The 11,908-nt window shown below is 53.6% G+C and carries 11 protein-coding genes; 7 read left to right on the forward strand and 4 right to left on the reverse strand.

Features of this window, described 5'->3' with window-relative positions; translation table 11 throughout:
- Window positions 1-30 precede the first annotated feature (30 nt).
- The 7 genes from ACOTXL_RS04900 to mglC all read left to right on the forward strand — a co-directional run bounded on the left by ACOTXL_RS04900 (window position 31) and on the right by mglC (window position 8,224).
- On the forward strand, window positions 31-1,179 hold the full coding sequence (locus tag ACOTXL_RS04900; protein WP_045350244.1) for a YbfB/YjiJ family MFS transporter: 1,149 nt from the start codon (window positions 31-33) through the stop codon (window positions 1,177-1,179).
- Window positions 1,180-1,281: 102 nt separating this feature from the next.
- A complete protein-coding gene (gene folE, locus ACOTXL_RS04905) occupies window positions 1,282-1,950 on the forward strand; it encodes a GTP cyclohydrolase I FolE (protein WP_003859328.1) in 669 nt (222 codons plus the stop codon).
- Window positions 1,951-1,968: 18 nt separating this feature from the next.
- Window positions 1,969-3,126 (forward strand): DUF418 domain-containing protein YeiB, encoded by a 1,158-nt coding sequence (gene yeiB, locus ACOTXL_RS04910; RefSeq protein ID WP_023314543.1) that lies wholly within the window; start codon window positions 1,969-1,971, stop codon window positions 3,124-3,126.
- Window positions 3,127-3,281: 155 nt separating this feature from the next.
- The gene (galS, locus tag ACOTXL_RS04915; protein WP_045350245.1) at window positions 3,282-4,304 is read left to right on the forward strand and encodes an HTH-type transcriptional regulator GalS; all 1,023 of its coding nucleotides are present in this window, start codon (window positions 3,282-3,284) and stop codon (window positions 4,302-4,304) included.
- Window positions 4,305-4,599: 295 nt separating this feature from the next.
- Window positions 4,600-5,598: a galactose/glucose ABC transporter substrate-binding protein MglB gene (gene mglB / locus ACOTXL_RS04920; protein ID WP_045337654.1), complete on the forward strand. Its 999-nt coding sequence runs from the start codon at window positions 4,600-4,602 to the stop codon at window positions 5,596-5,598.
- A 79-nt stretch (window positions 5,599-5,677) separates the two neighbouring features.
- The gene (gene mglA / locus ACOTXL_RS04925; protein WP_003859320.1) at window positions 5,678-7,198 is read left to right on the forward strand and encodes a galactose/methyl galactoside ABC transporter ATP-binding protein MglA; all 1,521 of its coding nucleotides are present in this window, start codon (window positions 5,678-5,680) and stop codon (window positions 7,196-7,198) included.
- Window positions 7,199-7,213: 15 nt separating this feature from the next.
- Window positions 7,214-8,224, forward strand: coding sequence for a galactose/methyl galactoside ABC transporter permease MglC (gene mglC / locus ACOTXL_RS04930; protein ID WP_003859318.1), 1,011 nt, complete (start codon window positions 7,214-7,216; stop codon window positions 8,222-8,224).
- A 38-nt stretch (window positions 8,225-8,262) separates the two neighbouring features.
- Here mglC and ACOTXL_RS04935 read toward each other — a convergent pair whose 3' ends face one another.
- The 4 genes from ACOTXL_RS04935 to cdd all read right to left on the reverse strand — a co-directional run bounded on the left by ACOTXL_RS04935 (window position 8,263) and on the right by cdd (window position 11,903).
- Window positions 8,263-8,700: a helix-turn-helix transcriptional regulator gene (locus ACOTXL_RS04935; protein WP_003859317.1), complete on the reverse strand. Its 438-nt coding sequence runs from the start codon at window positions 8,698-8,700 to the stop codon at window positions 8,263-8,265.
- Window positions 8,697-10,046 (reverse strand): type II toxin-antitoxin system HipA family toxin, encoded by a 1,350-nt coding sequence (locus tag ACOTXL_RS04940; RefSeq protein ID WP_023314540.1) that lies wholly within the window; start codon window positions 10,044-10,046, stop codon window positions 8,697-8,699. The genes ACOTXL_RS04935 and ACOTXL_RS04940 overlap by 4 nt, the downstream gene beginning before the upstream one ends.
- 134 nt (window positions 10,047-10,180) lie before the next feature.
- Window positions 10,181-10,891, reverse strand: coding sequence for an outer membrane permeability protein SanA (sanA, locus tag ACOTXL_RS04945; protein WP_003859314.1), 711 nt, complete (start codon window positions 10,889-10,891; stop codon window positions 10,181-10,183).
- A gap of 127 nt (window positions 10,892-11,018) precedes the next feature.
- Window positions 11,019-11,903, reverse strand: coding sequence for a cytidine deaminase (cdd, locus tag ACOTXL_RS04950; protein ID WP_003859312.1), 885 nt, complete (start codon window positions 11,901-11,903; stop codon window positions 11,019-11,021).
- Window positions 11,904-11,908 lie beyond the last annotated feature (5 nt).

Here is an 11,908-nt window from a genome sequence, read left to right on the forward strand (position 1 = left end):
ATTTACTTTTCTTTAACAATTGGAGCGATCATGGCGCTGCGTATCGCGCTCAGCGGATTTGTGGTTCTGGTCGTGGCGATGGGGATAGGACGCTTCGCCTTCACGCCTCAGGTGCCGCTGATGATAGCCGCCGGGCAACTCACGCTTACCAGCGCGGGGCTGGTGGCGGCAATGAACTATCTGGGCTATCTGGTGGGGGCATGGGATGCCATGCGCGCCCATCGCTTCGTTGAAACGCGCCTCTGGCTTGGCATCACCGGTGCGGTGGCGCTGACGCTGCTCTCCGCGGCGGCAGAGAATGCCGTCGTTCACGGTCTGCTGCGCTTTGTGATCGGATGCATGAGCGGCTGGTCGATGGTGCTGATTGCCGCCTGGACCAACGAGCGGCTGGGGCAGCTGGGCAAACCGGGACTCAGTGCGGCCGTCTTTGCCGGACCCGGGGCCGGCATCGCCCTGAGCGGCCTGCTGGCGGTCTATATTCAGGCGAAATCCTTGTCCGCCGGGGCGGCATGGCAAATCTACGGCGTACTGGCGCTGGTGCTGATCGTACTGGTGGCGCGCTACCTGCCGCGCGCAGGTCAGCTTCATCGCCCTGGTACCGCGCCTGAGCCGTTGCTGCTGACTGCGGATCTCCGGCGTCTGGTCTGGAGCTACAGCCTGGCAGGGTTCGGCTATATCCTCCCGGCGACCTTTTTATCGCAAATGGCGGCGGTGCGTTTTCCCGGCAGCCTGTTTGCCCAGTTTGTCTGGCCAATATTTGGCGCCGCCTCGGTGGTGGGGATTGCGCTGAGCATTGCCCTGCGGCATACATCAAGCGCTAACCGCAGGCTGGCGATTGTTCTTTGGTTACAGGGGATTGGCGTGCTGGCGGCCTGGTTGCTGCCGGGCATAGGCGGCTTGCTGACGGGAGGGCTGCTGGTGGGCGGCGGGTTCCTCTGCGCCGTGCAGCTCTCTCTTCTGTACGGTCGCGAGCTGGCGCCAGACCACACGCGTTACATGGCGGGACTGCTCACCACCGGGTATGCCATTGGTCAGCTGGTGGGTCCGGTCACGTCGGCTCTGTCGACCTGGCTCACGCACCGTCTGGAACCTGCGCTGGGGCTGGCGGGGATCACGCTGTTCGTTGGCGGAGCGTTAGTCTGGAACCGTCAGGCTGAAAGGCAACAGCAATTGCAATAATTATCGTCGTGAATACTGGATTATGTGCGTCGCCTCACGCACAATGAGCGCACACTTTTGCCACAACGAGGGCAAAAGACGCCACACCTGCAGGAGAAAAGAATGTCATCACTCAGTAAAGAAGCAGCCCTTGTCCATGAAGCGCTGGTTGCGCGCGGTCTTGAAACGCCACTGCGCCCGCCCGTGCAGGAGCTGGACAATGTTACCCGCAAGCGTCTGATCGCCGGCCATATGACGGAGATCATGCAACTGCTGAATCTCGATCTGAGCGACGACAGCCTGATGGAGACGCCGCACCGCATCGCGAAGATGTACGTCGACGAAATTTTCTCCGGCCTGGATTACGCGAACTTCCCGAAAATCACCGTCATTGAAAATAAGATGAAGGTCGATGAGATGGTGACGGTACGCGATATCACGCTGACCAGCACCTGCGAGCATCACTTTGTGACCATCGATGGTAAAGCGACGGTGGCCTATATTCCAAAAGATACGGTCATCGGCCTGTCCAAGATCAACCGCATCGTGCAGTTCTTTGCCCAGCGTCCGCAGGTGCAGGAACGTCTGACGCAGCAGATCCTGACCGCACTGCAAACCCTGTTGGGGACTAACAATGTGGCGGTGTCTATCGACGCGGTGCACTACTGCGTGAAAGCGCGCGGCGTGCGTGATGCTACCAGCGCAACCACCACCACTTCGCTGGGCGGCCTGTTCAAATCGAGCCAGAACACCCGCCAGGAGTTCCTGCGCGCCGTGCGTCACCACAACTAATCAGACAGGGCAGGGACCATGGAGCGAAACGTCACGCTCGATTTTGTTCGCGGCGTCGCCATTCTCGGTATCCTGCTGCTGAATATCAGCGCCTTCGGTCTGCCGAAGGCCGCCTATCTGAATCCTGCGTGGTATGGCGACATCACGCGTAGCGACGCCTGGACGTGGGCAATCCTCGATCTCTTTGCACAGGTGAAATTCCTGACCCTCTTTGCGCTTCTGTTTGGCGCGGGACTTCAGCTTCTCCTCAAACGCGGTACGCGCTGGATCCAGTCGCGTTTAACGCTGCTGGTTATCCTCGGTTTTATTCACGGGCTGCTTTTCTGGGACGGCGATATTCTGCTCGCGTATGGTCTGGTGGGCCTGATTTGCTGGCGGCTGATCCGCGACGCACCCGGTGTGAAAAGCCTGTTTAACACCGGCGTGATGCTCTATGTCATGGGACTGGCCGTGTTATTGCTGCTTGGCATGATTGCCGATGATTCCACCAGTCGTTCATGGATCCCGGATGCGGCCAACCTGCAATATGAGCAGTTCTGGAAGCTGAAAGGCGGCATGGAAGCGATCGGCAACCGGGCCGATATGCTCGGCGATAACCTGCTGGCGCTGGGCGCGCAATACGGCTGGCAGCTGGCGGGGATGATGCTGATGGGTGCAGCCCTGATGCGCACCGGCTGGCTGAAAGGGGAATTTAGCCTGCGACACTATCGTCGTACGGGTGCAGGGCTGGTGCTGCTCGGCGTGATCATCAACCTCCCGGCGGTGATGATGCAGTGGCATCTACAATGGGATTACCGTTGGTGTGCGTTCCTGTTGCAGGTGCCGCGCGAACTGAGCGCGCCGTTCCAGACCATTGGCTATGCGGCGCTGATCTATGGCTTCTGGCCCCAGCTTTCTCGCCTGTGGATCGTCAGTGCGGTGGCCTGCGTTGGGCGGATGGCGTTAAGCAATTACATCCTGCAAACGCTGATATGCACCACGCTTTTCTACCGATTCGGCCTGTTTATGAAATTCGATCGCCTGACGCTGCTGGCGTTTGTTATTCCGGTCTGGATTGTTAACGTGGTGTTTTCAGTTGTCTGGCTGCGTTTTTTCCGTCAGGGCCCGCTGGAATGGGCATGGCGACAGTTAACCGCTCGTGCTTCGGACGTGTCATTGCGTAATACATCCAGATAACGATCTGGATCACAATCATTAACAAAACGGATGTAAGCGCTTTCATCTGTGTGAGCTTCTTCACGTAGTCTCCTCTCTCTCGCTGCCAGAATAGCCACCTTGCTAAACACAGGGGGTGTCTGTGAGTTGCTGCAATCCTTTAAAGGGTGGTGAATATGATCACCATTCGTGACGTCGCCCGCCAGGCGGGTGTTTCTGTTGCTACTGTCTCCCGTGTGCTGAACAACAGTGCGCTGGTCAGCCCTGAAACGCGTGAAACCGTAATGAAAGCCGTGACCCAGCTGGGGTACCGGCCAAACGCCAATGCCCAGGCGCTGGCGACGCAGGTCAGCGATACCATTGGCGTAGTGGTGATGGACGTGTCGGACGCCTTCTTCGGCGCGCTGGTCAAAGCGGTGGATGTGGTTGCCCAGCAGCACCAGAAATATGTGCTGATTGGCAACAGCTATCACGAGGCTGAAAAAGAGCGTTATGCCATTGAGGTACTGATCCGCCAGCGCTGTAACGCCCTGATTGTGCACTCTAAAGCCCTGAGCGATGAAGAGCTGGCCGGGTTTATGGAGCAGATCCCCGGCATGGTGCTGATCAATCGTATCGTCACCGGCTACGCGCATCGCTGCGTCGGTCTGGATAACATCAGCGGCGCGATGATGGCGACGCGGATGCTCATCAGCAACGGCCATCAGCGCATAGGTTATCTGGCTTCCAGCCACGGTATTGAAGACGACATGATGCGCCGCGAGGGCTGGCAAAACGCCCTGAAAGAGCAGGGCATTGCGCCGCTGGAAAGCTGGGTAGGTACCGGTTCGCCGGACATGCAGGGCGGTGAAGCGGCAATGGTGGAACTGCTGGGGCGTAATCTTCAGCTGACGGCCGTGTTTGCCTATAACGACAGCATGGCGGCAGGTGCGCTTACCGCGCTGAAAGATAATGGCATTGCGGTGCCGCAGCATTTATCGCTGCTCGGTTTTGATGATATCCCGATTGCCCGTTACACCGATCCGCAGCTGACAACGGTGCGTTACCCTATTGCGTCGATGGCGAAACTGGCGACAGAGCTGGCGTTACAGGGGGCGGCAGGACTGTTAGATCCTGACGCAACGCATTGTTTTATGCCGACTTTAGTACGCCGCCATTCGGTCGCTATCCGACAAACTGTGGCTCCGATCACTAACTGATAACATCACGTGATGTAACCGTTTTCAATCTGTGAGTAAATTCACAGTATCTTAACAAGCCGCTGTCTATGATGTCAGCGTTTTAGGGGCTGAAACACAATGTAACGGTGATTATTCACTTTTACCGTTATCGCAATGCCTCAAACAACGAATAAAACGCATTTCTGGAGCGTTACCGAACACGGAAGCTGGACATTTTATAAGTGAACTTCGGCGATCAGTAACGTTTTATTAACATCTGCCCGCCGACCGTTTTTCACAAGAACTACCCTGCATAAAAAAAACCGGAGATACCATGAATAAGAAGGTGTTGACTCTGTCTGCTGTCATGGCAAGCATGCTTTTTGGCGCAGCAGCACACGCAGCGGATACCCGTATTGGCGTGACTATCTATAAATACGACGATAACTTCATGTCCGTTGTGCGTAAAGCAATTGAAAAAGATGCTAAATCAGTGCCAGACGTGCAGCTGCTGATGAATGACTCCCAGAATGACCAGTCCAAACAGAACGATCAGATTGACGTTCTTCTGGCAAAAGGCGTGAAAGCGCTGGCTATTAACCTGGTTGACCCGGCTGCGGCAGGCACGGTGATCGAGAAAGCGCGCGGCCAGAACGTGCCAATTGTCTTCTTCAACAAAGAACCTTCCCGTAAAGCGCTGGACAGCTACGACAAAGCGTATTACGTGGGTACCGACTCCAAAGAGTCCGGGATTATCCAGGGCGATCTGATTGCGAAACACTGGGCGGCGAACCCAAACTGGGATCTGAACAAAGATGGTCAGATTCAGTTCGTTCTGCTGAAAGGCGAACCGGGCCATCCGGATGCTGAAGCACGTACCACCTACGTTATTAAAGAGCTGAACGACAAGGGCCTTAAAACCCAGCAGCTGGCGTTAGACACCGCAATGTGGGACACCGCTCAGGCGAAAGATAAGATGGACGCGTGGCTGTCCGGCCCTAACGCCAACAAAATTGAAGTGGTCATTGCCAACAACGATGCGATGGCAATGGGTGCGGTAGAAGCGCTGAAAGCACACAACAAATCCGCCATTCCTGTATTCGGTGTGGATGCCCTGCCAGAAGCGCTGGCGCTGGTGAAATCTGGCGCTATGGCCGGTACCGTGCTGAACGATGCTAACAACCAGGCGAAAGCCACCTTCGATCTGGCGAAAAACCTGGCCGATGGTAAAGGTGCCGCTGACGGGACTAACTGGAAAATTGACAACAAAATCGTTCGCGTTCCCTACGTGGGCGTAGACCAGTCCAACCTGGCTGAGTTTATCGGTAAATAAGTTATCTGCATTGTCTTCACTGGGCGCAATTCGTTGCGCCCTTTTATAACGCGATATGCGAGGCCAACAAGGTATAATTATGGTCAGCACAACTACTCAGTCGTCCGGTGAATACTTGTTGGAAATGACCGGTGTCAATAAGTCATTCCCCGGTGTTAAGGCGCTCGATAATGTTAATTTAAAAGTTCGTCCTCACTCTATTCATGCATTAATGGGTGAAAACGGTGCGGGTAAATCAACATTATTAAAATGCCTTTTTGGGATCTATCAAAAAGATTCTGGCAGCATTCTTTTTCAGGGAAAAGAGATCGACTTCCATTCAGCGAAAGAAGCGCTGGAGAACGGTATCTCGATGGTACACCAGGAATTAAACCTGGTCCTGCAACGTTCAGTTATGGATAATATGTGGTTGGGTCGTTATCCAACCAAAGGTGTCTTTGTCGATCAGGATAAAATGTATCGCGACACCAAAGCCATTTTTGATGAGCTGGATATTGATATCGACCCGCGCGCCCGCGTCGGGACATTATCCGTTTCCCAGATGCAGATGATCGAAATTGCCAAAGCGTTCTCCTATGATGCGAAAATTGTGATCATGGATGAACCGACATCGTCATTAACGGAAAAAGAGGTTAACCACCTTTTTACCATTATTCGTAAGCTGAAAGATCGCGGCTGTGGCATTGTCTATATCTCACATAAAATGGAAGAGATCTTCCAGCTGTGCGATGAAATCACCATCCTGCGCGACGGTCAGTGGATTGCCACCCAGCCGCTGGAAGGGCTGGACATGGACAAGATCATCGCCATGATGGTTGGCCGTTCTCTGAACCAGCGCTTCCCGGATAAAGAAAACAAGCCAGGCGAAGTGATTCTGGAGGTGCGTAACCTGACCTCGCTGCGTCAGCCGTCTATCCGCGATGTCTCTTTCGATCTGCACAAGGGGGAGATCCTTGGCATCGCAGGGCTGGTGGGCGCTAAGCGCACCGATATCGTGGAAACCCTGTTTGGTATCCGTGAGAAAGCCGAAGGCACCATTACGCTGCACGGTAAGAAGATCAACAACCACAACGCCAACGAAGCCATTAATAATGGCTTTGCGCTGGTGACGGAAGAGCGTCGTTCTACCGGTATTTACGCTTATCTGGATATTAACTTTAACTCGTTAATTTCTAATATACGCAATTACAAAAACAAAGTCGGGCTGCTGGATAATTCCCGCATGAAGAGCGATACCCAGTGGGTGATTGACTCCATGCGCGTGAAAACGCCGGGCCACCGCACGCAAATTGGCTCACTTTCGGGAGGAAACCAGCAGAAAGTCATTATTGGTCGCTGGCTATTAACCCAGCCTGAAATTCTGATGCTGGATGAACCTACGCGCGGTATCGACGTGGGTGCAAAATTCGAGATTTATCAGCTTATCGCAGAGCTGGCGAAAAAAGATAAAGGGATCATTATTATTTCTTCCGAAATGCCGGAATTGTTAGGGATCACAGACCGTATTCTGGTTATGAGCAATGGTCTCGTTGCCGGTATTGTTGAAACCAAAACGACAACGCAAAACGAAATTTTGCGTCTTGCGTCTTTGCACCTTTAAGATCAGGGGCTCCTCATGAGTGCGTTAAATAAAAAAAGTTTTCTCACTTATCTGAAAGAAGGCGGTATTTACGTTGTTCTTTTAGTCTTGCTGGCGATTATTATTTTCCAGGACCCTACGTTCTTAAGTCTGCTGAACTTGAGTAACATTCTGACCCAGTCTTCCGTACGTATTATTATCGCGCTTGGCGTGGCGGGGCTTATCGTTACCCAGGGGACTGACCTTTCGGCAGGGCGCCAGGTGGGTCTGGCGGCGGTCATTGCGGCAACCCTGTTGCAGTCGATGGAAAACGCCAACAAGGTATTCCCGGAGATGGCGACCATGCCGATTTTCGTGGTGATCCTGATCGTGTGTGCCATCGGCGCGGTAATTGGCCTGATTAACGGCATCATCATTGCTTACCTGAACGTGACGCCATTCATCACTACGCTTGGCACGATGATCATCGTTTATGGTATCAACTCCCTGTACTACGATTTCGTCGGCGCGTCTCCAATCTCTGGCTTCGACAGCGGCTTCTCGACCTTCACGCAGGGGTTTGTTGCGCTCGGCAGCTTCCGTCTCTCCTATATCACCTTCTATGCGCTGATTGCGGTGGCATTCGTCTGGATCCTGTGGAACAAAACCCGCTTCGGTAAAAACATCTTTGCTATCGGCGGTAACCCGGAAGCGGCGAAGGTCTCCGGGGTCAATGTGGCTCTGAACCTGCTGATGATTTATGCCCTGTCCGGGGTCTTCTACGCCTTCGGCGGGATGCTGGAAGCAGGCCGTATCGGCTCTGCAACCAACAACCTCGGCTTTATGTACGAACTGGATGCGATTGCGGCCTGCGTGGTTGGCGGCGTCTCCTTCAGCGGCGGCGTGGGTACCGTGCTGGGCGTGGTGACCGGTGTGATCATCTTCACCGTTATCAACTACGGCCTGACCTACATCGGTGTGAACCCGTACTGGCAGTACATTATCAAGGGTGCGATCATCATCTTCGCGGTTGCCCTGGATTCACTGAAGTACGCGCGTAAGAAATAAGCGCTGGAATGAAAGAACCCGCAGCGATGCGGGTTTTTTTATGAGAAAAGTGAAGCGATAAGCGATTTTGAAACGGGCACTAGTCCGGTTTGAAGCCCAAAGGGTTTAAAGATTTTATTTATGACGTCAGCGGAATAATTGCCTCTGTTATTTTCTACATCCGACAATGTTTTCCGGGATACGCTGACCAGCTTTGCATATTCATCCTGCTTCAGCCCTAACACCTCGACCCTGAGCCTTTTCAGCGCCTCTCCCTGTGTGATTTTCCCCAGCAAAATGTCCCGTATGGCTGCATGCAGTACAGCCTGGCGATCGAGAGTACTAATCCGCGTTAAGCCTTGTGTAACGCGTTGCCTCTTCACTACCGATGGCTTATCCGGCTCTTCCGCCTCGTCATGATGTCGCTTTTTATTTACGCTGCGTACTTGAGCTAATGTCTGTAAAAGCTCTGATTCAGCTTCATTAGGTGTTTTCATAATAAACCCCAACGGGAAAGTTTATCCGGGATGTAGCGAAAACCCATCGCGGGCATTTCCATTATCTGTTCGGGAACGCCTCGCGCCGCCAGCCTTTCCGGGAGATCAATAAGCTGAACGGCTGTTTCATGCAGAGCATCAAGTAATGTTGCGGGAGGGATCCACTCCGCCAGCGTTTGTGCGATAGTGTTGAAATTATAATCCCCCCCTGATTCGCAAGATAATGACCACTTCAGGGTTCTTGGTATCCCTTCAGGATCGGCTTTCATCGGCGCAAAGTCATATACAGGGGAGAGCATAATTTGATTTTCAGCCTTCACAAAGGCGGTATTTCGCCCATGGTTGTCACTATTTCCAAAAATAATATTTAGCAGATCGCGACGCACCCATTCTGTTACAAATCCCGGAATATCAAAATGATAACCCTGCTGCTGGACCATATGGCTGGAGGTGATTTTATTAATTAACGCGCGCAACGTTGTCTCATGATCAAGGAGGGTGCCGGGTGCCTTTTGTAATAGCGAATACACCGATTCCATACCCAGCCTGACCAGTTGGTCCTGCTCATTTCTCACTATGTCGAAACGCGGTAACCACAGAGACGGGTAATGGCTACCTTCTTCAAGGCGCATTGTTTCCACTGGGATCGTGGAAAAACCCATCGCGTTAAGCTCATGATAATAATGGAATTCAGCTCGCAGAATATTACAATCCACTTCTGTCCTGTTACCGCGTGGATATTTAACCAAATAATAGCGGTCCCGGTTATCCGGCTCGTTTTGCCAGGTATCGATCCAGATGGCATCAGTTTCACTACAGCGCAGCAAAAGTTTAGGCGCTTCACCGCCAGCACCGGTTGCACCACCCGCCGCCGCGCCTCTTTCCTGGGCATAATCCAGAAAATCGGCCGCACGATCGATGACGTCCGCAACCGTAAACGTTTTAGTGCTGGCGAATTTATTCCATTCTGGGACGGATTCCTTTATGCGCAAATTCCCCACAGGGGACATTGTGCCAAATTTCAGCAATAAGAAATTTTGCTGGCCAACGGGTAACTCACTGATGTCGAGCGCATTAATCCAGTAACGGCGGCTTGCTCCGGCGGGAATGATATCGTCGATAAATCGCAGCCAGCCCGGTTGGCCATGGTCATCAAAAAAGAGTGATACAGGGTGATTGACTGAGACTGCGTGAAAATCATCATAGTCGAGAAAATTAATCGCATACTCAGTAAGATAGTCTAACTGCGTGGTATTCCAGTCATTTTTTTCACTTCCAGGATATTTGATGAGAGCGATATCCGTCCATGTTTCGTTCAGATATGCCTGTACGGTTAACGTCTCCATCTCACCTCCATAACGCGACAATGTGTAAAATATTACTCATAGTCAGTGATAAAAACAAGTATTGCTACTTATATCACTCATTAGGTGTCTAAAAAGAGAGTAATGCGTTTTATATCACGCACTGTAGATCTGGATTACTTCTTCTGAATTTCCAGCAACTGCTCCGGCGTTACCGCCGGATAACCCTGCGCATCTTCCGGCACTTCATGCATCGTTGGGATCGGCACCAGCGGGCCTAAAAAGCGCGGTTCACGTTTGAACAGGTACAGGTCAGCCAGCGCGCCGAAACGGGCGCCAAACTCACGCACGCGCACGCTCAGCATATCTTTTGGCGATGGCACCGCATAACACTGCGCCTGAATGCCCATATGCAGGGCGATAAACAGCGCCCGCTCGCAGTGGAAACGCTGGGTAATGATGATGAAATCATTGGTGTCGAACACCTTACGGGTACGCACGATGGAATCAAGCGTGCGGAATCCGGCGTAGTCGAGCACGATATCGGCCGGGTCGACGCCTGCGGCAATCAGATCTTTGCGCATCGTCACCGGCTCGTTATAGCTTTGCAGCGCGTTATCGCCGCTCAACAGCAGATAGTTCACCTTGCCGCTGTTATAGGCGTTCAGCGCGCCCTGAATACGATACCGGTAATACTGATTTATGACGCCGGTGCGGTAATACTTGGCGGTGCCAAGCACCACGCCAACCTGACGGTAGGGGAGGTCCTGTAGGTCATCAAAAATGTAGGGGGCTGTTTTCCAGCTCATCCAGCGGTCGAGACCCAGCACGATCAACAGCAGTATGCCGACCAGGACAGACAGGCTGTAAAACACGCGCTTTAACATGCAGATGGCTCGTACCGATGATGAAATTTCCCTCAGGCTACTGTACCCGCCTGGTTAGCGCAAGAAACAGCGATTCAACTGAGGGGTTTTTCGTCAGACTGGCGGGCAACTCTGCCCGCCGAACAGATTATGCCAGCAGCACGCGGTCAATGGTTGAACAGCCCAGCGCTTTCAGCGTGGCTGCGGTCGCGTCCCACTGGATCAGCGGCGCATCGGCCTTTTCAGCCAGGATTGCGCGCTGAATATCCGGGTAGTCATACCCGTTCAGGCTAAGCAGGTTCAGGGCGCCCTGAAGCGGAGGCAGCGTCGGGTTAAACGCGGCGTTCTCTGCGTAACTGCCGGTGAAGATGCGGCCGTCGCGGCACTGAAGGGCGACGCCGCTTGGAGATTTGCTGTATGGCGTGTGGCTTTTATTGGCGGCGGCAATGGCCGCTTCGCTCAGCTCATCCCCTGAGAGCGCATAACCGTGGTCCTGCTCGTCCATCAGCAGGGTTTTGATCTCAAGATCTTTCGGGCCGAAAGCATCCGGCAGGTAATCACGCAGCGTATGCGGTGCGCGTCCCGGCAGGTTGATACGCAGTTCAAGACCGCTGTTCAGCTCATTCATAAACTGGCGGCAGTGGCCGCAAGGGGTATAGTTGACGGTGATGGCGCGCAGGGCTTTTTCGCCGCGTAGCCAGGCGTGACTGATGGCGCTCTGCTCCGCATGGACGGTTTGCTGCATGGTCGCACCGAGAAACTCCATGTTTCCGCCGAAGTACCAGGTCCCGCTCACACCGCGCGCAATTGCGCCTACGTTAAAATGGGAAAGGTCAGCGCGGGCGCAGGCAGCCGCCAGGGGCAGCAGGGCGAAAGCCAGCGCGTCTTCGTCCAGCCCCGTTGCCTGTTTAAGCGTCGTGACCTGATCTGCCGTCAGCAGGGCGGGGAAATGCGCATCCGCCAGAACCGGAGCCAGGGCTGATTGCAAATTCTCTGCAAGCTGAGAGAAAGCAGCTTGAAAACGTGGATGCATGACGT

It is taken from the genome of Enterobacter cloacae complex sp. IR5402, from assembly GCF_049238125.1.
In the GTDB taxonomy this organism is placed as follows: domain Bacteria; phylum Pseudomonadota; class Gammaproteobacteria; order Enterobacterales; family Enterobacteriaceae; genus Enterobacter; species Enterobacter hormaechei_C.

Excerpts from the sequence above, each read along its gene's own strand:
- folE (WP_003859328.1), top strand. The coding sequence starts at position 1,282 with ATGTCATCACTCAGTAAAGAAGCAGCCCTTGTCCATGAAGCGCTGGTT.
- cdd (WP_003859312.1), bottom strand. The coding sequence starts at position 11,903 with ATGCATCCACGTTTTCAAGCTGCTTTCTCTCAGCTTGCAGAGAATTTG.
- mglC (WP_003859318.1), top strand. The coding sequence starts at position 7,214 with ATGAGTGCGTTAAATAAAAAAAGTTTTCTCACTTATCTGAAAGAAGGC.
- sanA (WP_003859314.1), bottom strand. The coding sequence starts at position 10,891 with ATGTTAAAGCGCGTGTTTTACAGCCTGTCTGTCCTGGTCGGCATACTG.
- mglA (WP_003859320.1), top strand. The coding sequence starts at position 5,678 with ATGGTCAGCACAACTACTCAGTCGTCCGGTGAATACTTGTTGGAAATG.
- ACOTXL_RS04900 (WP_045350244.1), top strand. The coding sequence starts at position 31 with ATGGCGCTGCGTATCGCGCTCAGCGGATTTGTGGTTCTGGTCGTGGCG.
- yeiB (WP_023314543.1), top strand. The coding sequence starts at position 1,969 with ATGGAGCGAAACGTCACGCTCGATTTTGTTCGCGGCGTCGCCATTCTC.
- mglB (WP_045337654.1), top strand. The coding sequence starts at position 4,600 with ATGAATAAGAAGGTGTTGACTCTGTCTGCTGTCATGGCAAGCATGCTT.
- galS (WP_045350245.1), top strand. The coding sequence starts at position 3,282 with ATGATCACCATTCGTGACGTCGCCCGCCAGGCGGGTGTTTCTGTTGCT.
- ACOTXL_RS04935 (WP_003859317.1), bottom strand. The coding sequence starts at position 8,700 with ATGAAAACACCTAATGAAGCTGAATCAGAGCTTTTACAGACATTAGCT.
- ACOTXL_RS04940 (WP_023314540.1), bottom strand. The coding sequence starts at position 10,046 with ATGGAGACGTTAACCGTACAGGCATATCTGAACGAAACATGGACGGAT.